Here is a 23,452-nt window from a genome sequence, read left to right as displayed (position 1 = left end):
CACGCGAACCGCTGTCTACCCTCGGATCAAGTCCGAGCGCATGCTTCGCTCGAAAGGCGCTAGCTGGCCACGCCGCGGATGCGGTAGCCGAGCTGAATGGAGAGCGCGTCGGCGTGCTGGACCACAAGCGGGGCAATGTTCTTGACGCGGCTATCGGGCAGGCGTTTGGACGTGCCTGTGACGCTGATGGCGGCGATCACTTTTCCGCTGGCATTGCGGATCGGGGCGCCAATGCAACGCGTATGCGGTTCAAACTCGCCATCGTTGAGAGCATAGCCGCGCTCGCGGATGATCCGCAGCTCCTCGCGAAGCTTGTCGGGATCGGTGATCGTGTTGCGCGTGTAGGCCACCAGGCCCATGTCGATGATACGCTGGACGACCGGGGCAGGTTGGAAGGCCAGCGCGGCCTTGCCGACGCTCGTGCAATAACAAGGTGATGACTCGACGAGCGTGGTGGAGTTGTTGCGGACCAGTGGTCCACCCGGAGTATGCGACACGAACACCATGCTGATGCCGTCGAATACACCCAGATGCACACCTTCCTGCGAAGCCTGGGTCAGCGATTCGACGATCGGCCGCTGCTGCTTCTGCAGATCCATGCTCGACAGCACGGTGTTGCCGAGCTGAAGCAGGCTCAGGCCCAACCGGTACTCGTCCCTGGTATGATCCTGATCGAGGAAGCCGATCTCGCGTAGCGAGACGCACCATCTGTGCGCGGTGCTGCGCGGCATGCCGGTTCGTTCGGCGATCTCGGAAACGCTGAGGCTGCGCTCCAGGACGGAGAAGCACTGAAGCACCTTCTGCATCTTCTGCGCGGAGGTTTCGGCGCCGCTGTCTTTGTCCGCCTCGCTGTTCACGGCGTCCATGTTTTCCCGTCCTGAATATGACCTCTGGACGTCCGAATATATGGGATACTCGTTGTACGAGCAAATGGATGAAATTCGTATTTTATCCCGACTATCGGGATATTGTTTCGACGAAAACGCAATTAGCTACGTAATGTCAATTCGTTGACGATCTTTGACAAGGAAATGGTGCGCCGTTATCGGTGCCACTTATCAGGATCAATTAGAGCTGCGGAGTCATCGTAAATCATGAGCACCACCTTGAAGGGAATCATCCCGGCGCTCGTCACCCCATTCGATCAGGACGGCAACATCGAGGAGGCCAAGTTCAGGTCTCATGTCCGCTATATTCTCAGCAAGAAGGTGCATGGCGTGTGCTTCGGCGGTTCGACCGGCGAGGGGTTCACGCTCGAGACCGCCGAACTGCGTCAGCTCGCTGCGGCTGCTGTCGAAGAGGTCAACGGCAAGGTGCCGGTCGTAGCCGGCATCATTTCCAACAGCACGCGCGATGTGGTTGCCAAGGCCAAGGCGCTTAACGGTCTTAACATCACCGCGCTGCAGGTCACCCCGACATTCTACGTGTTCGACTACGGCGAACAGGCGATGTTCGACTATTTCAAGCGCATCTGGGAAACAGTCGGCATTCCTCTTGTCATCTACAACGTCATTCCCTGGAATCTGCTCAGCACCGAGCTCGTCCTGCGCATTCTGGAGGAGATCCCGGGCGTCATCGGCATCAAGCAGAGCCAGGGCAACATCAAGCGCGCCGCCGAGCTGGTAATCCGCGCGCCGAAGGGCAAGGCGATCCTCGCCGCCATCGATGACCTTCTGTATCCGTGCTTCATGATGGGTGCGCAAGGCACTCTGGCTGCTTCGCCGACGGCCGCGCCGGGTCCCTGCGTCGCGCTGTGGGATGCGGTCGAGCGCGGCGATCATGAGCTCGCACTGAAGATCCATAACAAGCTCGTCCCATTCTGGAACCTGATGGGCCACGAGAATCTTCCGGCTCTCGTCAAGTATTGCCTCGAACTTCAGGGCGATCACGTCGGCCTGGCGCCGCGGCATCCCATGCCGCCGGCAAGTGAAGAGCAGAAGAAGGTCATCCGTCCGGCGCTCGAAGCGCTGCTCGCGTTCGATCCGGGACGCTGATCGTCTCTCATATCTACAAAATCGGCGCGCAAAGTGCCTAGCGAGGAGGAAGAACATGTCCAGGAGTCCCGAAGCGGCGAATCCCGAAGCGGCTGATGCTGCTCTCCCGGCGGCCGGCGCCATCAATCGCCGGGACGTCTTGAGGACGATGGCTGCGCTGACGGCCGGCGCCGCCGTCGGCCTGCGCTCTCCCGCAGTGCTGGCCCAGGCGAAGCGGTTTGATGGCGTCACGCTTCGCGGCGCCTGCTTCCAGCACGTCTTCCATGAGAATGTGAAGGCCTATCTGCCGGAGTTCGAGAAGGCGACAGGGATGAAGGTCGAGATCGATCTCCAGGCCTTCCCTGTCTACAACCAGCGCATGGATCTCGAGCTTTCCACGCAGGGATCCAGCTACGACTTCATCAACATCACGTTCCCCTATTCGGGCCGCTGGGTTGGTGCGGGCTGGCTCGCGCCGCTGGACTCGTTCGTCAGTGATCGCAACCAGACCCCCGCGGAGTGGAATCCCGACGACTTCGTCAGCGGCACCCAGACCCCGTTCCGCGGCAAGGACGGCAAGACCTACGGCTTCGCCTGGGAGGCCGGCGCGATGATGATGGGGATCGCGCGTTACGACCTGATCGAGAAGGCCGGTCTTAAGATCCCCGAGACACTCGAAGAACTCGCGGCAGTCTGCGCGGCCGTCCATGGCAAGGATGGCGTTGCGGCCTACGTGAACGACAAGCTGCATCACTGGAATTTCCCGCCCTACCTCATGAACATGGGTGGCAAGGTGTTTCGCAAGGCGCCGGACGATCTGATGCCGACGCTCGATACGCCGGAAGCGGCGCGCGCCGCGCAATATTATGGGGATCTCCTCAGCAAATACGGCCCGCAGGGCGTGTTGTCGTTCACGGACGATCAGGCGCTCCGCAGCCAGACGGAGGGGCGCGCCAACATTCGCACCAATGCGATGGCCTGGGTGCTGCCGCTCGCCAAGCGCGCCGATTCCAAGGTCAAGGAGACGGCGCGCTTCGGCATGATCCCGAAGGGGGCCGGCGGCAGCTTCCCGGGCTCGAATGCCAACGGCTACGGCATTCCGGTCGGCGCGCGGCAGAAGGAAGCCGCGTGGGCCTTCATTCAGTGGGCAACCTCGAAGGAGACGTTCCGGCGTATCGCGTTCGAGCGCGGTGGCCTCGCCGTTCCGCGCCGGTCCATCATCGACGATCCGGAATACCGCAAGGTGCTCAACATCAACGGTCAGGATGTCGCCGCGCTCTATCTTCAAATTTTGGAGCGGGCCGGCGAGGGCAACTACATGAGCTACCGTACCGTCCCGGTCTTTCCGCAAGTGGGCGACAAGATCAACAAGGCGATCGAGCGCATCGCCTCGCGTCAGCAGAGCGCGGAGGCTTCCATGGCGACGGCACAGGCCGAAGCCGTTGCCGATCTGCGCAAGGCCGGTGTTGCGCTTTAATGTCGATCTCCACCAAGGTGTCGGATTACGCCGCGGCCAGCGATGGCCGTGGCGCAGCTATCGGCGCGCTTCCCCATTTCGAACGACAGCGGATCCGCTTTTTCTGGATGCTGCTGACGCCGGTGCTCGTGATCCTCGCCATCGTCACGCTGCTGCCGACGATCTATCTTCTGGTCACCAGCTTTACGCCGCTGAGCCTGGCGACGCCGGGAACGGCGTGGAATTTGTCGGACCCGCTGGCCAACTACAAGGTTCTGTTCGGCGACAGCAGGCTGCACAACAGCCTGTGGGTGCAGCTCAAGCTGTCGTTCTTCACCGTGGTGCTGCAGCTCCTGCTCGGCCTCGTCGTGGCCTTGCTGCTGAACATGCGCACCGCGCTGATGGAGGCCTTGCGCTCGACGTTTCTCGTGCCGATGGTGTTGCCACCCATCGTCGTGGCGATCATCTGGAAGGTGCTTTACTCGCCCGACATCAGCCCGGCGTGGTGGATATTCAAAGCGCTTGGCTGGTCCGTCGCGACGCCGATCACCGATGCCAATTGGGCGCTGACCGCGATCATCATCGCCGATACCTGGGAATGGTTTCCCTTCACGATGCTGATCATCCTGGCGGCGCTCTCGATGATGCCCGAGGAGCTGCGCGAGGCCGCCCGCATTGACGGCGCGACAAGCTGGCAGCTCACCTGGTTCGTGACGCTGCCTTATCTGCGGAACACGCTCCTGGTTGCCGGCCTGTTCCGATTGATCGACAGCATCAAGACCTTCCCGCTGATCTATATCCTTACCGATGGCGGGCCGGGCACCGTGACCGAAGTCTCCAACTATTACGTCTTCTCGCAGTCCTTCAACTACAGCTATATCGGCTACTCGTCGGCAGTCACCATGGTGCTGCTTGCGATCACGCTGTTGCTGAGCTGGATCATCATCCGCGTCGTTGCAGGAGAGTCCCGTGTCGACTAACGCTCCCTCCTATCTGCCACGTCGCGAACGCATTCTTGCCAACACGCTCGTCATCGTGCTCGCGATCCTGACGCTGTTGCCCTTCCTGTGGTTTGTGGTGATGAGCTTCAAGCCGTCGGACGAGTTCTTCACCGGAATAGATGGCTTGTTCTTCAAGCCGACGCTGAAGAACTACGAAGGGTTGTGGACTGGCCGGTTCTCGGTGTCGATCTGGAACAGCATCGTCACCAGCACGGTTTCGACCGCGTTGGCGCTGATGATCGGAACGCCCGGCGCCTACGCGCTGTCGCGCGCCACCATGCGTCGCGAGCGCACGTTCTCGCTGCTTATCCTGGCCTCGCGAATGGCGCCGCCGGTCGCCTTCGCCATTCCCTACTTCCTCGTTTACCGCAATCTTGGACTACTGGACACGAAGACCGGCCTCATCATCGTCTACCTGACTTTCAATCTCGCGCTGGTCGTGTGGCTGATGCGCAATTTCTTTGATGGGACGCCGCGCGCGCTGGAAGAGGCCGCCTGGATAGATGGTGCCAGCCTCTGGAAGACATTCGTGCTGATCGTTCTTCCGATGTCCACTCCGGCGATAGCCACCACGGCAATGTTGTGCTTCCTCTATTCCTGGAACGACTTCTTCTTCGCCCTGACGTTGACCCGCAACAGCGCCATGACCGCTCCCGTCGAGGTCGTAAACTTCATGAACTACGAAGGTTGGGAGTGGGGCAAGATCGCCGCCGGCGGCACGCTGATCATGATGCCTGTGCTGCTCTTCTCGGTGCTGATGCGCAAGTACCTCGTCGCGGGCATGACCGCGGGCGCGGTCAAGGGCTGACGCGGGCTCGCCCTTCGCGAAGGAAGAAACATGCAATGAGTACTGTAACGATCAAGTACGTGCGCAAGCGCTACGGCTCTCTTGAGGTGATCCACGGGATTTCGGTCGACATCGAAGACGGCGAGTTCGTCACGCTCGTCGGGCCGTCGGGCTGTGGCAAGTCCACGCTGCTGCGCATGATCGCCGGGCTGGAGGTCATCAGTTCCGGCGCGATCAGCATCGGCAGCCGCGTTGTCAACGACGTCGCGCCGAAAGACCGTGACATTGCGATGGTGTTTCAGAACTACGCCCTCTACCCGCAGATGACGGTCGCTCAAAACATGGGTTTCGCGCTGCGGCTGCAGAAGCGTCCGAAGGCAGAGATCGAAAAGCTGGTGCGTCGGGCGGCGTCCATTCTCGACCTCGACAATTATCTGGAACGCTATCCGCGCCAGCTCTCCGGAGGCCAGCGGCAGCGCGTGGCCATGGGCCGCGCCATCGTGCGCAACCCGCAAGTATTCCTGTTCGATGAGCCGTTGTCGAACCTCGACGCCAAACTGCGCGTGCAGATGCGCTCCGAAATCAAGAACATGCACCAGCGGCTCAAGACCACGACGGTCTATGTCACGCACGATCAGATCGAGGCGATGACCATGGCCGACAAGATCGTCGTGCTGCGCGGCGGCTCGGTCGAGCAGGTCGGACGACCGCTGGATCTTTACGACAAGCCGGTCAACAAGTTCGTGGCCGGGTTCATCGGCTCGCCGGCGATGAACTTCATTCCGGCGATCGCGAGCGGCGGGCGCATCATCGCCGATGGTGGCGTAGACCTCGGTTCGGCGCCGGGCATGCAGGACGGACGGAACGTGATCTTCGGCATCCGGCCGGAGCACATCCACGTCGGCAAAGCGGGCTGGACGGGACCATATTGCTGATAGAGCCGACCGGTGCCGAGACCGTACTGCAGCTTCGTGTCGGCACGACGCCAGTCACGGCCGTTGTCCGGGAGCGCATCACGGCTGCTGTAGGGGACGTCATCAAGCTGGCGTTCGACCCCGTCATTCATCTGTTCGATCCCGGGACCGAAGCGCGTATCGGCAACTGACCTTGTGCCATTCAGGAGGGCTTCTCATGAAGAAAATCATCAACTCACCCTCGGACTATGTTGACGAGATGCTTGCCGGCCTCGTGGCGGCCAATCCCTCGCTTGCTCTGGGCGGAGAGGCAAAGCGCGTGGTGCGCCGGGCGGAAGGCGCGCGTCAGGGGAAGGTCGGCATCGCCTCGGGCGGAGGCTCGGGGCATCTGCCGCTCTTCACCGGTTATGTCGGCAAGGGGCTGCTCGACACCTGCTCCATCGGCAACGTCTTCGAGGGACCGAATGTGGCCTCCTGCACCGAGGCCATCAAGCTTGCTGATGGTGGCGCCGGCGTGCTGCTGCTCTATGGCAATTACGGCGGCGACCGCATGAACTTCGACATGGCCGCCGAGATGCTTGAGCTTGATGGCGTCGAAACGCGCACCGTGCTTGGCTGCGACGACATCGCCAGCGCCTCGCCTCAGGAGGCGCGCAAGCGGCGTGGTGTCGCCGGCATCGTCTACGCCTACAAGATCGCCGGCGCACGCGCAGAGGAGGGGGCCAGCCTGTCCGATGTCGCCGAGATCGCGCAGAAAGCTGTCGATGCGACCCGTACCATCGGCATGGCGACCGCGCCCTGCCGGGTGCCCGGCGCGGACAGATCGACCTTCACCGTCGGTGAGGATGAGATGGAGATGGGCATCGGCATTCACGGCGAGCCCGGCATCTGGCGCGACAAGCTGAGATCCGCTGACGAGATCGCGACCGAAATGATCGAGCGCCTTCTGGCGGAGCAGCCGCGGGGCAGCGGCAATCGGGTCTCCATCCTCGTCAACAGCCTGGGCGCGACGCCGCTGGAAGAGCTGTTCATCCTCTACAGGAAAGCGGCCCAACTCCTGGCGGCACGCGGGCTACACATCGTGATGCCGCTTGTTGGCCCCTACGTGACCTCGATGGAGATGGCCGGCGCCTCGATCAGCCTTTGCTTCCTCGACCAGGAACTGGAACGCCTTCTCGCTGCTCCCGCACACTGCCCATTCTGGACGGTCGGCTGATGCTGTCGGCAAAGTCCCTCATTTCGGCAGCGTCGCGCGCTCATGCCGCCATGCCGCAGCTCGAACAAGAACTCAATGCTGCCGACGCGAAGTTGGGCGATGGCGACACGGGCGGTATGCTTGCCAGGGTGATTGAGCGGCTGGCGTCGGTGGATGCGAAGGACGGCGACGATCTCGGCCGTGTCTGCGGCGCTCTTGCACAGGCGGCCGCGGCTGCCACCGGCTCCAGCCTTGGCACGCTATTTGCGACCGGACTTCTCGCGTTCGCTCGCGCCACGAAAGGCCGCACCGAGCTTGCCGCCTCGGAGCTGGGTCCGATCCTTGCTGATGTGCGTGACGCGATGCTGAAGCGCGGCCAATCGGCGCTCGGTGACAAGACGGTCATCGACGCGATCGATGCCGTTGCCAAGGCGGTTACGGGCAAGTCGGACTGGACAGAGGTGGTCAGCGCGGCGCGGCAGGGTGCCGCCGTTGTGTTGGCCGATTTCAAAGACAAACCCTGCAGGATCGGCCGTGCGCGGATGTTCGGCGACAAGAGCCGCGGCCTCGACGATCCCGGAATGCTGGCATTTGTCAGGCTGGTGACCGCCGTTACGGAAGGCAATCATGCCTCATAAGGCCTTGCGCGCGGAGCAAACGAAGCGATCCGCGCGCTCTTGGCGAACAGGAATAACTACAGCAGGACGCTGAGACCCGTTGAGAACGGGACTATACATCGCGACAGCGCTTCAAACACAGGCATTTGTAGAAAGCGCCGCAGGTGGGAGTGAAGCCATCTGACATAGACGACTGAAACAGGCCGAGGCGCAGCGCGACCCGGCCGCGACAATCGTCGGCAGCTTCGCCCTGCGGATCAAATTGGCGAGTTTGACCGCCTCGGCGAGGCTGCCGCCCGGTGAATCGAGCCGCACGGCCGAGATCAGGCGGCGGGATTGAGGCTTTTCAAACGGGAACGCGGTGATCGGTTCAGGCATCGCGTTCCCGCTCCGCCCTATGTGCGACAAATCAACCTGACGGGCAAATCAGCAAAAGTCTGTCCATCCTCATCAGCGAACCCATGGGGGCAACCAGCACCCGGCTTTCCCTGCGCGCTCTGACCGCGAAGAGGGTGGAAAGTGAAGCGAAGCTCGGACGCAATGCGCCGCGAGAATGCGAACTCACACACCCACTCCCCCGTCATGCCCCGCGAAGGCGGGGCATCCAGTATCTGGCGGCCTCTCAACTTAAGCTCAGCCGTCTCTGGAATACTGGATCGTCCGGCCAAGCCGGACGATGACAGCGCTGTTTAACAATATTGCCGCGGATAGAGCAACGCGCTCCACTCTATCCCCCTGAGAAGCCTGCGAAGCAGAGGCCATCGGCGGGCCTCCTCGGCAAGCAAGGCTCGGCCGAAGTTGGTGTGGAGAGCGGTCCCGTCCGGGGCCCGGCGCACAAGCTCGCCGGCTCCTACTGGCGTCAGCGACACCGACGCACTAAATACTTCCGGCTATGCAAGACGATGCGCTCGAGGACTTCATCAGCCGCCACTCACGTCTGTTCGTCCTGACGGGAGCAGGCTGCAGCACAAATTCCGGCATTCCGGATTATCGCGATAGCGACGGCAAGTGGAAGCGGACGCCGCCGGTCACCTACCAGGCCTTCATTCGTGAGCACGCGACCCAGCAGCGCTATTGGGCGCGGAGTCTGATCGGGTGGCGGAGGTTTGGCCGTGCGTTGCCCAACGATGCCCACCATGCGCTGGCCAAGCTGGAAGCGAAGGGACGAAGCAAAATCCTCCTGACGCAAAATGTGGATGGGCTGCATCAGGCTGCGGGCAGCAGGCAGGTCATCGACCTGCACGGACGACTTGATATGGTTCGGTGCCTGGGATGCGCATCGACGATGCCGAGGTCGACTTTTCAGGATGAGCTGGCTCGCTTGAACGGCGCGTGGCTCGGTTTGGACGCCGCGGACGCTCCGGACGGGGACGCTGACGTCGAGAACGAGGATTTCTCAAGCTTTGTCGTACCGGCTTGCCGCGTGTGCGGGGGCGTTCTCAAGCCGGATGTCGTCTTCTTCGGCGAAAATGTTTCGCGCGAGATCGTTGCCACCGCTAAGAGCCATTTGAACGAAGCCGACGGCATGTTGATCGTCGGTTCCTCGCTCATGGTCTATTCCGGCTTTCGGTTCGCGCAGATGGCCGCTCAAAATGGTCTGCCGATCGCGGCCGTCAATCTCGGTCGGACCCGTGCCGATCACCTGCTCACGCTGAAGATAGAAGATCGCTGCGAGGCGGCGCTTGCCTTCTTGCTATGAGAAACTCGGCGAGTGTCAGGAACAACAAAGCTACAGTGACCTTCCGAGGTTGGCCTCCCGGAAAGGCAAACCGCTACTCGATTGCGGCCTTGATGAGGTTCAGCAGTTCCTGATACGGCTCACGACTCGGCGGGTCCGACGGTGCTTGCCGCATCAGATCGTAGATCTTCGGAACGAGTTGGACAGCTTGATCGAGTTCGCCGTCGCGACCCGGCTGATAGCCGCCCATCAAGCGCAGATCGCGCGTGTCCTCGAAGCGCGCGATCATGGCGCGCAACTTTCGCAGCAGATTGCGCTCGTCCGCGGTCCAGACCTGTTGGGCCAGGCGCGATACCGATGACAGTACATTGACGGCGGGATAGCGCCCCTGATCTGCGACCTCCCGGTCAAGCACGATGTGCCCATCGAGAGTGCCGCGCACCGTATCTGCTATCGGCTCATTGTGATCATCGCCATCGACGAGCACGGAGTAAATGCCGGTGATTGAGCCCTGTCCGTCGATGCCGGGTCCGGACCGTTCGAGCAGGCGCGGCAGCTCGCTGAAGACGCTTGGGGCATAGCCGCGCGCAACCGCCGGCTCGCCGGTGGCCAGTGCTATTTCGCGGGCCGCGTGAGCGAAGCGTGTGACCGAATCGACGATCAGCAGCACCGATTCGCCGCGATCCCGAAAATATTCGGCGATCGTGGTGGCGGTCTTTGCTGCCAGGCGGCGCATCATCGGACTCTCGTCGCTCGTGGACACCACCGTGATCGCGCGCGATTGATGGTGAACCAGTGCCTCCTCGAGGAATTCGCGTACCTCGCGGCCGCGTTCGCCGACCAAGGCCGTGACGACGGTGTCGAAACCCTGGCTTTGCGCGATCATGGACAGCAACGTCGTCTTGCCGACGCCTGACCCGGCGAAAATACCAATACGTTGCCCGACGCAGAGCGGCGTAAACAGGTCCAGCACCCGCACTCCCGTCCGCAACGGTGCGCGCACCCGGGCGCGGCTGATGGCGGGCGGCGGGCTTGCATCCGTTGACATCACCCGGTCCCCGACGTGCAACGTGCCAGCGTCGTCGAGCGGCTCGGCAAGGGCGTTCAGCACCCGGCCCTTCCAACTTGGATGCGGCGAGATCGTCTTTGGTGGATGACGATAGGCAACGAGGCCCAGGCCCGCCCCGATGTGGGAATCGAATGGCTTGGCAGTGACGCCGTTGCCGTCGATACGAACGACCTCGCCGAGTTGTACCTGGCCATCGATTTCGAGCCCGATCAACTCTCCCAGTCTTACGAATCGCGAGAGGCCCGAGACGCGGTAATGCGTTGGCGCGACCTCTGAAACGGTGCCGCCCACCCGGACCGTCGGCACGTCCTTGCGGAGCGACGAAAGCGTCGATTCCAGCCGCTCCAGCGCATTCATTCGGTCACCAGGCTCCTGTGTTGCTGGCTGCTATGCCTTGGGCGGTTCGCCAAGCGAGCGAATCGCATTCTGCATCGTGCCCTCGGAGCCCTCGACAAGCGAGGTGACGCTCTGGAACGCGCGCGAGGCGGTGATCAACTGTGTCAGCTCCGATAGCGGATCGACGTTGGACTCCTCGACATAGCCCTGCTGGAAGCCGGTGTACATGAAATCGACGACGGGCGTCGCGGCACGGTCCGGAATGACCCCCGAATTGCCGTAGCGCTCCAGTTTTGCCCCCACAGGAATGTCGAACAGGCCGAGCACTCCGACCTGGTTTATGCCTTGCGTAATGGTGCCGTCTCGCGAGATCGTCAGCGGTCCGCCCTCGGGATCGACGATGATCGGCGTGCCGCCTGCATCGAGCACGGGGAACCCTGAAACGGTCTGCAATTCGCCAGTGCGGTTGATCTGCATCCGGCCGTCCCGCGTGTAAGCCGTGCCGGTGGGACCGGTAAACCCCATCCATGTGTTGCCGATGACGGCGACGTCGAGGGTATTCTCGGTCCGCGTCACGCTTCCGGGCCTTCGGGAGATGAAGTTTTCTCCGGGGGTCGAGAAGGCGACGGGCTGGGATGCGGCGCGCGACATTGCCGTTTCGAACTTCACCGCGTCGGCGCGGAAAGCGGTCGTCTTCATGTTCGCCAGATTGTTGGCGATGGTCTCAAGCCTCTTTTCGACGGCGACCTGAGCGGAAAGGCTGACATAGAGCGCTGATTGCATACCGGCTATCGTCCGATCTTCAGGTTGCTGCGCGCCGTCCGCTCGGAGATCGAGCCGGATTGCCGGAGATCTCCGATAACTTGCGATCGTGGGACACCATCGCGAAAGCAGCTCCTGCGCGCACACAGGGATTAAGACTGGCTGAAAAATCGACCGGCAAGCTTGTGTGAGGCTGTTCGCGCCGGTCCAGTGACAGCTTCGTGCAAGGATCGCTGCCTAAACGAATGTGTCCCAATTCGGAGCGGTGGGCTTGAGCATTCTTTTTGGCGTCATCGTCACGATCGCGAGCCTGCTGGGCGGCTTCGTGGCGATGGGTGGGCATGTCAGCGTGATCTGGCAGCCGTGGGAGTTCGTCATCATCGCCGGTATGGCGATCGGCACCTATATTGTCGCGAACCCCTGGAAAGTCGTCATCGACACGGGGGTCGGGATCGTGCAGGCGCTTACCGTGGCGGTGCCGAAGCAGCGCCACTATCTCGACCTGCTCGGACTTCTGCACGCGCTCATGCGCGAGGTGCGCAACAAGGGGCGCAATGAAGTCGAGGCGCATATTGACGACCCGTCATCGTCGGAGATCTTCCAGAACTTCCCGACCGTACTTGCCAACGATTCTCTCGTGCATTTCATCTGCGACTATTTTCGCCTGATCGTCATGGGAAGCGCGCGACCGCATGAGATCGAGGCGCTGATGGACGAAGAGATCGAAACGATAGTTCGTAGCAAGCTCAAGCCGTACCATTCTCTGATGATGGTTGCGGAAGGCCTGCCGGCGCTTGGGATCGTGGCCGCGGTCCTGGGTGTCATCAAGGCGATGGGGGCGCTTGATCAGTCGCCCAAGCTTCTCGGTGGCCTGATCGGTTCGGCGCTGGTTGGAACATTTGCCGGAATTTTTCTCTCGTACGGCCTTGTTGCGCCTTTGGCCCACAAGGTCAAAATGGTGCGTGAGCAGCAATGCCGGATGTACATCATCGTCAAGCAGACGCTGCTTGCCTTCATGAACGGCGCGCTGCCGCAGATCGCAATCGAGCATGGCCGCAAGATGATCGGACCTGGCGATCGTCCCTCGATCGACGTGGTGGAAAACGAGACCATCGCCGGCGCGACAAAGGGCGGCGGCGGTGAACAGGTGGCGAAAGTGGCGGGAGCGAAGGCCTGATGTCGGAAAGCAAGCCGCTGCGGCACGAGCCGGCGCCGGATCAACTGCTCGGGGCCGCCGGAATCTCGGTCGATCGCATGCCGATGCTGCATGTGATCTTCGATCAGATGACCAACCTCTGCGCCGAGAGTCTCCGGTCGATGTCGCCGTCGCAGTCGTATTTTTCGCTGACCGGTGTCGGTAGCGACCGTCTTTCCGAGATTCTCGACGGCCGCGAATCAGAGGCGATCGTGGCGGTGTTCTACGCGCAGGCGTGGGACGGCCGAATCCTCATCGGCTTCGATCGCGACTTCGTATACACGATGGTAGAGCTGTTGTTCGGCTCCGACGGGGCGGAACCACCGCTGGACATGCCGCGCGTTTTCTCGAACGTGGAGCTGCATGTTGCAGAAGCGCTGTTCGAACGCTTCGGCAAGGCATTGCAATCGTCGTTCTCGCGCGCTTCGGAGGTCCAGTTCAATCTGGAACGCGTCGAGACGCGGATGGATTATCTGGCTATCGGCCGGCTCAACAACATGGCCGTATATGCCAAGATTCTGGTCCAGGGATTGGACCGCGGTGGCGAGATGTTCATCGTCATTCCGCACGCGGTTCTCAATCCTATCCGCCAGGCGCTTTCGCAGATCGTGTCCGGAGAGTCCGTATCCACGGACCCGAACTGGAGCAAGCAGCTCCACAACGAGATCCAGCGCACCGAGGTGGTGCTGAAAGCGGTGCTCGAGGAGCGCTCGCTCACTCTCGGCGAAGTCGCGGGATTTCAGGTAGGTCAGGTGATCGAGCTGAATGCCACGCCGAGCACTCTCGTGAGGCTCGAGTGCAACAATCAGCGGCTGTTCTGGTGCCAAATGGGGCAGCTCAACGGGGTCTATTCGCTGCAAGTCAAGGAATCGGCGGATCAAAAGCGGGAGTTCATCGATGGCATCCTATCTCGTTGACCTTATTCTCCTGGCGGCGCTGCTTGTCACCACCATCCGTGTGACGAGGATGCACCGGGAGCTCGTTCACCTGCGCGCCAGCCAGGGCGATTTCGCTTTCATTCTCGGCAAGACCACTGAAACCATGGATGACATGGTGCTCATGGTGCGGGAGTTCAGTGCCGACGGAAAGCAGCTCGTCAATATTCTCGGAAGCAAGATCGAAGAGGCGCGCAAGGCCATCATCGATATCGAAACTCGCGCCGATGTGTCCCGCAGGTAGATATAATTGGCGTGATCGCCGGAATATGAAATTGCCGAGAAAGCAAGTGAAATGAAGCAGCCATTCGAAACCGAATCAGCCGCCTCCCCGACAGCGAATCCCTCGGAGGCGGCCAAGCTGGGAGGAGCCGCGTTCGGAAAACTCGCGGATCTTGCTGCGCGCGCGGCGGAGGAAACCAGCCGGCTTACAAACCTTGAGCCGATCCTGCGCATTCCGGTCACTGTCCAGGTTCTGCTTGGCTCGGCGACGATGCCGGTCGCCGATCTGATGAAGCTGGGGCGAGGCGCCGTCATTCCGCTGGATCATCGCGTCGGCGAGCCGGTGGAGGTGGTTGTCAACGGCCGAATCGTGGCGCGCGGCGCGGTTGTCGTCGTGGAGGACGAGAACTCGCGATTCGGCGTGTCGCTCACCGAAATCGTCGGAGGATCCCCGGGCGATGTAGAGGCGTAAGGGATCTGCCCGAATGGCGTTCAATGCACCTGCAAAGCGTAGCTCCGAAGCCAGGCCGCTGAGCGGTACGGAGAAGGTTGCCGCGCTCCTTCTGGCCATGGGCCGGGAGCTCTCCGGCGGCGTCCTAAAGGAATTCGATCCGGAAGAGATCAGGATCGTCACGCGCGCAGCGGCGGAATTGAAGCCTATTTCAGGTCCCGAGCTCGAGGCGATCATCGAGGAGTTCGCCCAGCACTTCACGACCGGGCCCAACATCTTCGGGACGGTCGGCGAGCTGGAGAAACTGCTGACCGGCGTTCTTCCTCCCGAGCAGGTCACGGACATCATATCGGAGGTGCTCGGCAACAAGACCAAGTCGGTGTGGGAACGGGTCTCTTCCGTGTCCGAAAGCCTGCTGGCCAACTATCTGCTCAAGGAGCATCCGCAGACGGCCGCCTTGATCCTTTCCAGGGTAAAGCCCGCGTGCGCCGCGCGCGTGATGAGCCTGCTGCCGGCGGATTTGCGGCACAATCTGATGCGCCGCATGCTGAGCCTGAAACCCGTTGTCGAGGAGGCGATGGGGGTCATCGAGAAGACCATGCACGAAGACTTCATGATCAACTTCGGGCGCAACCTCGCATCCGACACCTATCCTCGCATGGCCGACATCATCAACAAGATGGAGCGGACGCAGATGGAGGAATCGCTGAAGAATCTCTCCGAATCGCGACCGAAGTCGGCGGAGATACTGAAGGGGATGCTGTTCACGTTTGACGATATCGTCAATCTCACCGCCAAGGCGCGCATGCTGATCTTCGACCAGGTCCCGACCGATCGCACGGTGATAGCGCTGAAGGGAACCGATACGAGCTTTCGCGAGCTCATTCTGTCGTCGCTGGCGTCGCGGACGCGCCGGATGGTCGAGGGCGAGCTTGCCAGCAGTGTCCCTTCGAACCAGCGCGAAATCCTGGAGGCGCGCCGCGCGATCACGGACCTTGCGCTCGACATGGCCGGGCGAGGAGAGATCGAGCTCAATCCGGATCAGGAAGATGGGCCGGTATTCACGTAAAGACTGACGGTTATGGCTGAGGGACCCGACAAGGAGAGCAAGACCGAAGAGCCGACGGAAAAGAAGATAAGAGACTCCGTCGAGAAGGGCAAAATTCCGGTCTCGCGTGAGGCGTCGATCTTCTCGTCCATGATCGCGTTCCTCATCATCCTGAGCTTCCTTACGGTCGACAGTGTCCGGAAACTGGCATCGACGCTGAGCCGGTTGATCGATGATCCCTCCGGGATTCGCATCCGTAACGGTGCGGATGCGTTGGAATTCATGGTGGTTATTGGAAGCAGTTCGGCCGCCCTGCTACTTCCAATCGTGGTTGTCCTTGCAATAGCCGGACTGGCGGCTTCGTTCCTGCAGAACGCTCCGCGTCTGGTGTTTGAAAGGATAAAGCCCGAGGCCTCACGTATTTCGATTTCTCAGGGATGGGGAAGATTATTCGGCAGTCAGGGGCGCATCGAGTTCCTGAAGGCCGCTTTTAAGTTTTTTGCGATAGGCCTCGTGGTGGCCATCGTATTGCGGGCCGAGGAGGCTGTGGCCGTGAATTCTTTGTTTAGCGACCCGACCGGCGTTCCGGAACTTATCTTGACGACTGCGATGCGGCTCGTATCGGCAATCAGCATTGCCACGATCGTGCTGGTGGCACTCGATCTCGTCTGGGCACGATTCCACTGGCGGCGCGACCTGCGCATGACGCGGCAGGAACTCAAAGACGAATTCAAGCAGGCGGAAGGTGATCCGCTGGTCAAGTCGCGGCTGCGGTCATTGGCCCGCGATCGGGCGCGAAAGTCGATGCTGGCTGCGGTTCCCCGCGCGACGTTGGTCGTGGCCAATCCCACTCACTATGCGATCGCCCTGAAATATCGACATGGCGAAGATGCAGCCCCCACCGTGCTTGCGAAGGGGCAGGATCTCATCGCGCTCAAGATCAGGGAAATTGCCGAGCAGAACAACGTGCCGGTCGTGGAGGACAAGATGCTTGCGAGATCCATGTACGGTGCCGCTCAGGTCGACCGAGTGATTCCGCAAGAGTTCTTTCGTCCGGTCGCCGAGATCATCTATTTCCTGCATTCACGCAAGCAGAAGGCGGGTGTGTGAGAAACGCTTCGCATCAATGGCGGAGATTTCACCAGCCTCGGACAAGTTTGGGTTCGTATACGATCGTCATAGGACCACTGTGACGAGGACGTTGTGGGACCCGTTTATCTCTTCGATCTTGCCTCATCTCACGCGCGCTGGCTGTCGCTTCGACAGTCCACGATTTCGTCGAACGTAGCCAATGCAAATACGCCGGGCTACCGAGCGCAGGATATCGAGCCGTTCGACAAGATACTCGATACCAAAGTCGTGCCGCTCGCAGTCACATCTCCGAAACATATGACCACCGGCTCGCTTGTACGTCCGCAGGGCACGCGCAAGGAGAATAGCTGGGAAGTCGTTCACTCCGGAAACTCGGTGAGTCTCGAGCAGGAAATGCTCAAGGCAGGCGATATCAACAAGGACTATTCGTTGAACGTCGCAATCGTCAAATCGTTTCACCGCATGTTCATGACCGGTGCGAAGAGCTAACGCGAGGCTTGATGATCGATCCGCTGCAGGCATCAGTTCAAATCGCCAGTTCGGGACTTGAGGCGCAGTCGACCAGGATGCGCGTCGTATCCGAGAACATGGCAAACGCCAACTCCACTGGCCGTACGCCCGGTGCCGAGCCCTACCGACGCAAGACCACGACGTTCTCGGCGGAGGTCGATCGCGCGGCGGGCGTGCGGGTCGTGAAGATCAAGGACATCGGCGTCGACCGTGCTCCGTTTCGGGTCGATTACGAGCCAACTCATCCGGCGGCCGGCCAGGACGGCTATGTCAAGCTGCCGAACGTGAACATGCTGATCGAAATGGCGGACATGCGGGAAACCAACCGCTCGTATGAGGCCAATCTGCAGGTGATCAAGCAGGCGAGGTCGATGGTTGCCATGACGATCGATCTGTTGAAGGGGGCATAGTCCATGATGTTGGAAGCGGTTTCGGTTCTAAAAGACATTGCCGGTGTCGTTCGCTCAAGCAGTGTTGCGACGTCCGCACCGGTGGCGCCGCAGGCGGCTCAATCCTCGGCCGGTTTTGGCGGGGTCCTTGAGCAGGTTGCCGCCGACGCCATCGGCACCCTTAAGAACGGGGAGGCTGCGTCGGTGTCGTATATCCAGGGCAAGGTGTCGGCCCAGAGCGTGGTGGAGGCCGTGATGTCCGCCGAGCAGACGCTGCAGATGGCGGTCGCTGTGCGCGACAAGGTCGTGCAGGCGTACCAAGAAGTCAGCCGAATGGCGATCTGAGGATAGCAAATGAGAGCGCTTGCCATCGCGGCGACCGGAATGAGCGCGCAGCAGCTCAATGTCGAGGTCATCGCCAACAACATCGCGAACATCAACACGACATCGTACAAGCGTTCGCGAGCCGAATTCACTGATCTGTTCTACCAGGTCGATCGCATGCAGGGCGTTCCGAACCGCAGCGGCGAAGCTGCGGTCCCCGAGGGGGCCAAGCTGGGGCTGGGCGTTCGGTCGGTGGCCGTGCGAAAGCTGCACTTGCAGGGTGCGTTGGCGCAAACCGGCAATACCTACGATCTCGCCGTCAACGGCAGAGGATGGTTCCAGGTCGTGGGGCCGAATGGCGAAACGCTCTACACCCGCGCCGGGGCCTTCAATACCAACGCGGATAGACAGTTGGTGACGGCGGATGGCTACACCGTCGATCCCGCGATCATCGTCCCGCAAGGGACGGTCGATGTCACGGTCAATGAATCCGGCCAAGTGTACGCCAAGCTGGACAACGAGGTTAATCCGCGCCTGCTCGGCCAGCTAAATCTCGCGAATTTCGCCAACGAGGCGGGCCTCGATCCGCTTGGCGGCAATCTCTACAAGGAGACGTTGGCGTCCGGCGTTCCGGTCGTTGGCGTTCCCGGCGATATCGGCTTCGGCAAGATCCACCAACACTACCTGGAAAGTTCGAACGTCGATCCGGTGAAAGAGATCACTGAACTGATCTCGGCGCAGCGGTCTTACGAAATGAACTCGAAGGTGATCCAGGCGGCGGACGAGATGGCGTCGACGGTCTCCAAGGGCCTTCGATAGGATTGCAAGCGGAGAAGCGTCTTGAAGCTCGTCAAGTTCGCGCTGGTTTCCATGATCGCGGCGCTCATGCTCGTTGCGAGCGGCGCAGGTGGCGGCGCGATCGCGGAAGAATCCGTGCGCTTGCTCGTGCCGGCAACGGTGATCTATCCGGGCGATGTGATCAAGGACGAGTTGATCATCGATCGCGCCTTCGGGCCGAATATGCCCGGTGCAGCGGCCTTTGCCGCCGACCGGGCATCGCTTGTTGGCCGCGTCGCGCGAAGGACGCTGGTGGCGGGCCAGCCGATTCCGATCAACGCTCTCGAAGAGCAGAAACTCGTGGCGCGAGGCAATGTCGTCAAGGTGATCGTCGAAGATGGATCGCTTTCCATCGTCACCTACGCCTCATCGCTGCAATCCGGCAGTCCGGGCACCATGATCCAGCTTCGGAACCTCGATACGGGCGTGATCATCAGGGGTATCATCCAGTCGGACGGATCGGTGCGGATTCAAAACGGATGATATTGCGACTTTTATCATTCATCGTCCTGCTCCTTTCCTGCACCGTCGCCGATGCGGCGGTGCGGATCAAGGATATCGCCAACCTGAAGGGTGTGCGGGAAAACCAGCTTATCGGCTACGGTCTGGTGATCGGTCTTAAAGGGACCGGCGATACGTTGCGCAATGCCCCTTTCACCGAGCAGTCGCTCCAGTCGATGCTTGACAATATGGGGATCAACATCCGCGGAACGTTGCTGCGGACGCGAAACGTCGCCGCTGTCGTGGTGACGGCCGATCTGCCACCATACGCTACTGGTGGTTCGCGCATGGATGTCGCGCTCTCCTCGCTCGGCGATGCCTCTTCGCTATTGGGCGGCACTCTCCTCATGACCCAACTCCGCGGCGCGGACGGTGAGGTCTATGCCGTTGCCCAGGGAGCTATTGCGGTTGGCGGATATTCGGTCGAAGGTGCCGCGCAGACCGTCAGCCAGGGCGTTCCGACGTCGGGCCGCATTCCAAACGGCGCGCTGATCGAACGCGAGGTGCAGGGCAAATTCTACCAGATGGAATCGCTCATTCTCGAGCTGAAAAATCCGGATTTTGTCACCGCGACGCGAATCATCGACGCCATCAACCACTATGGCCAGGGGCGATATCACGCCAGCATGGCCTTCGAGCGTGACTACCGGTCGATCATATTGTCGCGGCCACGCTCGGTCGCGCCGGTTCGTTTCATCGCCGAGATCGGCGAATTGCTGGTCGAGCCTGACACGCCGGCGCGTGTCGTCATCGACGAACGGACCGGCACCGTTGTGATCGGCCGCAACGTCCAGGTCTCGACCGTCGCCGTCACCCACGGCAATCTCTCGGTTCGGATCACCGAGATGCCGGTCGTTTCCCAGCCTGGGCCATTCGCGCGCCGCGGCGAAACGGTCGTGGTGCCGCAAACGTTCATCGAAGCCGGCGAGAATGGCGCGCAAGTGGCGATCTTGCGTGGAACGGACTTGGAGCGTCTCGTGCGCGGCTTGAACCAGATCGGATTGAAGCCACAGGGCATCATCGCGATCCTGCAGGCGATCAAGGCGGCGGGCGCACTCCAAGCCGATCTTGTCATCCAGTAGAGTCAGCGTCGCACAAGCTTGAACGTGCAACGCTTCGAACAGATGCTGTACGGGGAGCGGATGGTGAGGCTCGCGACGTTGCTGGGAAGAAGCATGCTGCTTGCGGGGTGTCTTGCGCTCTCCGCGCAGGCGTCGGCATGGGCGCAGCCTGAGCAGAAATTGTCGAAGCCGCTGAACCTGGCCAACTTCGCCAAGACATCGCGCGCGGTGCCGTCCCGCCCTGTTGCCAAGCCGGAGGCGCCGTCCGGCAATTCCCAGCCCGAACTGCCGCTGACGACCGCAACCGTTGCGAAAAATGCAGCGCCTCCATCGGCACCTGGAGAGCCGGCGACAGGCGATCAGCGCGGATCTGACGCCACCGAATTTTGCAAGAACATCACGGATTCGGCGCTGGATGCGCGCGTGGCGTGGCAGCAAAAGCAGCTGGAAGCCTCCGAGGCCAAGCTTCGGGAGCGGATCGCCGAGCTGGAGGCGAAGCGCGCCGAGTACGAGAAATGGCTGAAGCTGCGCGAGGACTTCCTGAAGAAGGCGGAAGACAGCGTCGTCGAGATCTACTCCGGCATGGACCCGGATGCCGCCGCGCGGCAGATCGCCAGCATGGCGGATGAAACCGCGGCCGCCGTGCTCGCCAAGCTTCGGGTGCGGACCGCAAGCGCGATCCTGAACGAGATGGAGACCGGGCGCGCGGCCCACCTCGCCGACACCCTGGCGGGCATGCGACGCCCCGACGACGGGAAGACGAACAAATGAAGGTTCTTCGCTTACTTTCTCTGTTTCCGGTTCTCGCTCTGGGCGGATGCATGAACAGCCTCGCCGAGATCAACCAAGCGCCCTATTTGTCGCCGATCGGCCAGGGTCTGCACGCAGAAGCGCGCGCGGTTCCCGTCGAGCCGCGCAGCCGATACACCGCTGGCTATCACTCGCTGTGGGACGAGCGGAGGGATCTTTACCGCGATCCGCGCGCGGCGCGCATCGGTGATCTCATCACCGTCAACATCTCCATGAACGACAAGGCGACCCTCGACAACAAGACCGACCGGTCACGGGATTCGAAGACAAAGTTCAGCGCCGACTACCTCGTCGACATGTTCGGCTGGAAGCCCCAGGGGCTGGCTAATGGCAACGTCGACTCGCAAACGTCGACCAAGGGAGCGGGCAAGATCGATCGCACCGATGAGGTGAAGTTCTCGGTCGGAGCGGTCGTGGTGGACGTGTTGCCGAACGGCAACCTGCTGATCAGCGGATCGCAGGAAATGCGCGTCAATTACGAACTGCGCATTCTGAACGTCGCCGGTATCGTCCGGCCGCGGGACATCGGCCGCAACAACACCATTGCCTACGACAAGATCGGAGAAGCGCGAATGTCCTACGGCGGCCGCGGCCGTCTGATGGAGGTGCAGCAGCCGGCGTGGGGGCAGCAGATCTACGACCAGGTCGGGCCGTTCTAGCCGATGGTGCGGCCAGAAGTGGCGAAGCTCGTCAGGCGGCGGAGCGGAGCATGGGAAACGTGATGCAATGGTTGGCCGCATTGTTGCTGATTACGGTGCTGTCGGCTGGGGCGGGCGGTCTTGCCAGTCTGTATGTCCTGTCCGCCGGGCAGCGGATGGCGGATAGCCAGAAGGAGCCCGCGGAGCGGCCGGTCGCCACCGCATTCAGTCCGACGGCGCGCCTGCGGAAGATCTCGCCGGTAGTGACCAACCTGGCGGCACCGACCGGCACGTGGGTCCGCATGGAGGGATCAGTCATCACCGATCAGATGAACGAGGAGGAGGCGAGCCTTCTCGCGGCCCGGCTGGGCGAAGACATCGTGTCCTACCTGCGAACGGTGTCGGCGGCGCAAATCGAGGGCGCGCGCGGGCTGCAGTATCTTCGCGAGGATCTCAACGAGCGGGCGGCGGTCCGTTCGGGCGGAAAGGTGCGCGAACTGATCATCGAAACACTGGTCATCCAATGAAGCGCTTCTGCCTCGTCCTGCTCCTGGCTCTTCTCCCCACCGCGGCAGCGGCGCAGATTCCCGATCTGTCCTCGCTGATCCCGCAAGGCGGTGGAAGCGCCAGCGGCCGGATCATCCAGCTCGTGGCGCTGCTCACAGTCCTGTCGCTGGCTCCCGGGCTTCTGATCATGGTGACGAGTTTCACCAGGTTCGTCGTCGCGCTTTCGTTTCTGCGGCAGGGACTCGGATTGCAGACGACGCCGGCAAATATCGTCATGATCAGCCTCGCGCTCTTCATGACTTTCTATGTCATGGCACCGACATTTGACCGCGCCTGGAAGGACGGCGTTCAGCCCTTGATGCAGAACGAAATTTCCGAGCAGGAAGCGTATACCCGTGTGACCGATCCGTTCCGCGATTTCATGCTGGCGCATGTCCGCGAGAAGGATTTGCAAAGCTTTGAAAGCCTGGCGGCCGAAGGCTTCAAGACGCGGCCCGACGGCCAACGGATCGATCTGCGCGTGATCATACCCGCGTTCATGATCTCCGAGCTGCGAAGGGCCTTCGAGATCGGCTTCCTGGTCATCATGCCGTTTCTCGTGATCGACATGGTTGTCGCCACGCTAACCATGTCCATGGGCATGATGATGATGCCGCCGACCGTGTTCGCGCTTCCCTTCAAGGTGCTGTTTTTCGTGCTGATCGATGGATGGAATCTTCTCGCCGTTGGCCTGGTACGATCGTTTCAGTAGAGCATGAACCGGCTTTCCCTCGCCACAAACGCAGCGTTTGCGTGGGAAGATCATGCTTAACAAAGAGATGAGATCGTGATCCGATTTCGTCCAATCGGAACATGATCTGGAGCGTTTTCGAGCGAAGCATCAAGTTTACGCAGATTGCGTAGACTTATCTGCGCAGAAAACGCGTCGAAACTAGAATATAGAGCTTCGGTTCTGATGGAATCAGAACCAGAAAATGCTCTGGCATGGGAGCCAGCACGGCATCCGGACCGCAAATCTTCGAGCTGCTGTTCAGCTCTAGGTAAGGTTCGGATGGTAGGACGAATGAACGGCAGGTTGGGTGTTCCTTCAACCCCAAAGGCATGATGCCGCCCTGCCGTACCGGTGAAAACCCGGTATGTCCCC

At 61.3% G+C, this 23,452-nt stretch carries 27 protein-coding genes and 1 pseudogene; 24 read left to right on the top strand and 4 right to left on the bottom strand.

What is annotated here, in order from left to right; all coding sequences use genetic code 11:
* Positions 1–59: 59 nt before the first annotated feature.
* Positions 60–866 carry an IclR family transcriptional regulator gene (locus tag AC5ZG1_RS07720; RefSeq protein ID WP_456643776.1) on the bottom strand — a complete coding sequence of 269 codons (807 nt, stop codon included), beginning with the start codon at positions 864–866 and terminating at the stop codon, positions 60–62.
* A gap of 228 nt (positions 867–1,094) precedes the next feature.
* On the opposite strand from AC5ZG1_RS07720, the gene AC5ZG1_RS07715 reads away from it, so the two are divergent.
* The 7 genes and pseudogenes from AC5ZG1_RS07715 to AC5ZG1_RS07685 all read left to right on the top strand — a co-directional run bounded on the left by AC5ZG1_RS07715 (position 1,095) and on the right by AC5ZG1_RS07685 (position 7,964).
* Entirely contained in the window at positions 1,095–1,994 is a 900-nt protein-coding gene (locus tag AC5ZG1_RS07715) for a dihydrodipicolinate synthase family protein (protein ID WP_028161552.1), read from the top strand.
* 55 nt (positions 1,995–2,049) lie between these two features.
* Complete coding sequence (locus AC5ZG1_RS07710; protein ID WP_496132463.1) at positions 2,050–3,450, top strand: ABC transporter substrate-binding protein; 1,401 nt, start codon at positions 2,050–2,052, stop codon at positions 3,448–3,450.
* A complete protein-coding gene (locus tag AC5ZG1_RS07705) occupies positions 3,450–4,409 on the top strand; it encodes a carbohydrate ABC transporter permease (protein WP_496132462.1) in 960 nt (319 codons plus the stop codon). The genes AC5ZG1_RS07710 and AC5ZG1_RS07705 overlap by 1 nt, the downstream gene beginning before the upstream one ends.
* On the top strand, positions 4,399–5,238 hold the full coding sequence (locus tag AC5ZG1_RS07700) for a carbohydrate ABC transporter permease (RefSeq protein WP_207230935.1): 840 nt from the start codon (positions 4,399–4,401) through the stop codon (positions 5,236–5,238). The genes AC5ZG1_RS07705 and AC5ZG1_RS07700 overlap by 11 nt, the downstream gene beginning before the upstream one ends.
* Before the next feature lie 35 nt (positions 5,239–5,273).
* Positions 5,274–6,322: pseudogene (locus AC5ZG1_RS07695) on the top strand (ABC transporter ATP-binding protein).
* A 26-nt stretch (positions 6,323–6,348) separates the two neighbouring features.
* Positions 6,349–7,347, top strand: a complete 999-nt coding sequence (locus AC5ZG1_RS07690) for a dihydroxyacetone kinase subunit DhaK (protein ID WP_496132461.1) — start codon at positions 6,349–6,351, stop codon at positions 7,345–7,347.
* Positions 7,347–7,964, top strand: coding sequence for a dihydroxyacetone kinase subunit L (locus tag AC5ZG1_RS07685; protein ID WP_496132460.1), 618 nt, complete (start codon positions 7,347–7,349; stop codon positions 7,962–7,964). Before AC5ZG1_RS07690 ends, AC5ZG1_RS07685 begins: the two co-directional genes overlap by 1 nt.
* A 111-nt stretch (positions 7,965–8,075) precedes the next feature.
* Here the strand turns inward: AC5ZG1_RS07685 and AC5ZG1_RS07680 are convergent, their stop codons facing one another.
* The gene (locus tag AC5ZG1_RS07680; RefSeq protein WP_496132459.1) at positions 8,076–8,321 is read right to left on the bottom strand and encodes a hypothetical protein; all 246 of its coding nucleotides are present in this window, start codon (positions 8,319–8,321) and stop codon (positions 8,076–8,078) included.
* Between the two features lie 514 nt (positions 8,322–8,835).
* Between AC5ZG1_RS07680 and AC5ZG1_RS07675 the strand changes: the two genes are divergently transcribed.
* Positions 8,836–9,642, top strand: coding sequence for an NAD-dependent protein deacetylase (locus AC5ZG1_RS07675; protein ID WP_496132458.1), 807 nt, complete (start codon positions 8,836–8,838; stop codon positions 9,640–9,642).
* Positions 9,643–9,715: 73 nt separating this feature from the next.
* On the opposite strand, the gene fliI is transcribed toward AC5ZG1_RS07675, so the two are convergent.
* A complete protein-coding gene (gene fliI, locus AC5ZG1_RS07670) occupies positions 9,716–11,047 on the bottom strand; it encodes a flagellar protein export ATPase FliI (RefSeq protein WP_028161559.1) in 1,332 nt (443 codons plus the stop codon).
* A gap of 30 nt (positions 11,048–11,077) precedes the next feature.
* On the bottom strand, positions 11,078–11,809 hold the full coding sequence (gene flgF, locus AC5ZG1_RS07665; RefSeq protein ID WP_028161560.1) for a flagellar basal-body rod protein FlgF: 732 nt from the start codon (positions 11,807–11,809) through the stop codon (positions 11,078–11,080).
* A 250-nt stretch (positions 11,810–12,059) separates the two neighbouring features.
* On the opposite strand from flgF, the gene motA reads away from it, so the two are divergent.
* The 16 genes from motA (at position 12,060) to fliP (ending at position 23,059) form a co-directional block, all read left to right on the top strand.
* The gene (gene motA, locus AC5ZG1_RS07660; protein WP_456643783.1) at positions 12,060–12,965 is read left to right on the top strand and encodes a flagellar motor stator protein MotA; all 906 of its coding nucleotides are present in this window, start codon (positions 12,060–12,062) and stop codon (positions 12,963–12,965) included.
* On the top strand, positions 12,965–13,900 hold the full coding sequence (locus AC5ZG1_RS07655) for a flagellar motor switch protein FliM (protein WP_035688738.1): 936 nt from the start codon (positions 12,965–12,967) through the stop codon (positions 13,898–13,900). Before motA ends, AC5ZG1_RS07655 begins: the two co-directional genes overlap by 1 nt.
* Positions 13,881–14,162, top strand: a complete 282-nt coding sequence (locus AC5ZG1_RS07650; protein WP_130577363.1) for a hypothetical protein — start codon at positions 13,881–13,883, stop codon at positions 14,160–14,162. Before AC5ZG1_RS07655 ends, AC5ZG1_RS07650 begins: the two co-directional genes overlap by 20 nt.
* 51 nt (positions 14,163–14,213) lie before the next feature.
* Complete coding sequence (fliN, locus tag AC5ZG1_RS07645; protein ID WP_130223171.1) at positions 14,214–14,612, top strand: flagellar motor switch protein FliN; 399 nt, start codon at positions 14,214–14,216, stop codon at positions 14,610–14,612.
* Positions 14,613–14,625: 13 nt separating this feature from the next.
* Positions 14,626–15,660, top strand: coding sequence for a flagellar motor switch protein FliG (locus AC5ZG1_RS07640; RefSeq protein WP_496132457.1), 1,035 nt, complete (start codon positions 14,626–14,628; stop codon positions 15,658–15,660).
* Between the two features lie 12 nt (positions 15,661–15,672).
* A complete protein-coding gene (flhB, locus tag AC5ZG1_RS07635; RefSeq protein ID WP_028161565.1) occupies positions 15,673–16,749 on the top strand; it encodes a flagellar biosynthesis protein FlhB in 1,077 nt (358 codons plus the stop codon).
* Positions 16,750–16,842: 93 nt separating this feature from the next.
* On the top strand, positions 16,843–17,220 hold the full coding sequence (gene flgB / locus AC5ZG1_RS07630) for a flagellar basal body rod protein FlgB (RefSeq protein ID WP_130223165.1): 378 nt from the start codon (positions 16,843–16,845) through the stop codon (positions 17,218–17,220).
* Between the two features lie 11 nt (positions 17,221–17,231).
* Entirely contained in the window at positions 17,232–17,651 is a 420-nt protein-coding gene (flgC, locus tag AC5ZG1_RS07625; protein WP_028161567.1) for a flagellar basal body rod protein FlgC, read from the top strand.
* A gap of 6 nt (positions 17,652–17,657) precedes the next feature.
* Entirely contained in the window at positions 17,658–17,975 is a 318-nt protein-coding gene (gene fliE, locus AC5ZG1_RS07620) for a flagellar hook-basal body complex protein FliE (RefSeq protein ID WP_496132513.1), read from the top strand.
* 9 nt (positions 17,976–17,984) lie between these two features.
* Positions 17,985–18,773: a flagellar basal-body rod protein FlgG gene (gene flgG, locus AC5ZG1_RS07615; protein WP_208825120.1), complete on the top strand. Its 789-nt coding sequence runs from the start codon at positions 17,985–17,987 to the stop codon at positions 18,771–18,773.
* Between the two features lie 21 nt (positions 18,774–18,794).
* Positions 18,795–19,274, top strand: a complete 480-nt coding sequence (gene flgA / locus AC5ZG1_RS07610) for a flagellar basal body P-ring formation chaperone FlgA (RefSeq protein WP_245287139.1) — start codon at positions 18,795–18,797, stop codon at positions 19,272–19,274.
* Positions 19,271–20,374: a flagellar basal body P-ring protein FlgI gene (flgI, locus tag AC5ZG1_RS07605; protein ID WP_464344079.1), complete on the top strand. Its 1,104-nt coding sequence runs from the start codon at positions 19,271–19,273 to the stop codon at positions 20,372–20,374. Before flgA ends, flgI begins: the two co-directional genes overlap by 4 nt.
* A gap of 60 nt (positions 20,375–20,434) precedes the next feature.
* Complete coding sequence (locus AC5ZG1_RS07600) at positions 20,435–21,124, top strand: MotE family protein (RefSeq protein ID WP_028161572.1); 690 nt, start codon at positions 20,435–20,437, stop codon at positions 21,122–21,124.
* Positions 21,121–21,822, top strand: a complete 702-nt coding sequence (flgH, locus tag AC5ZG1_RS07595; protein ID WP_130223159.1) for a flagellar basal body L-ring protein FlgH — start codon at positions 21,121–21,123, stop codon at positions 21,820–21,822. The genes AC5ZG1_RS07600 and flgH overlap by 4 nt, the downstream gene beginning before the upstream one ends.
* Positions 21,823–21,872: 50 nt before the next feature.
* The gene (locus tag AC5ZG1_RS07590; protein WP_496132456.1) at positions 21,873–22,328 is read left to right on the top strand and encodes a flagellar basal body-associated FliL family protein; all 456 of its coding nucleotides are present in this window, start codon (positions 21,873–21,875) and stop codon (positions 22,326–22,328) included.
* Positions 22,325–23,059, top strand: a complete 735-nt coding sequence (gene fliP, locus AC5ZG1_RS07585) for a flagellar type III secretion system pore protein FliP (protein WP_028161575.1) — start codon at positions 22,325–22,327, stop codon at positions 23,057–23,059. The genes AC5ZG1_RS07590 and fliP overlap by 4 nt, the downstream gene beginning before the upstream one ends.
* Positions 23,060–23,452: the final 393 nt, after the last annotated feature.

It is taken from the genome of Bradyrhizobium sp. Leo78 (assembly GCF_059512425.1).
This window is presented reverse-complemented; position numbering and strand designations above follow the sequence as displayed.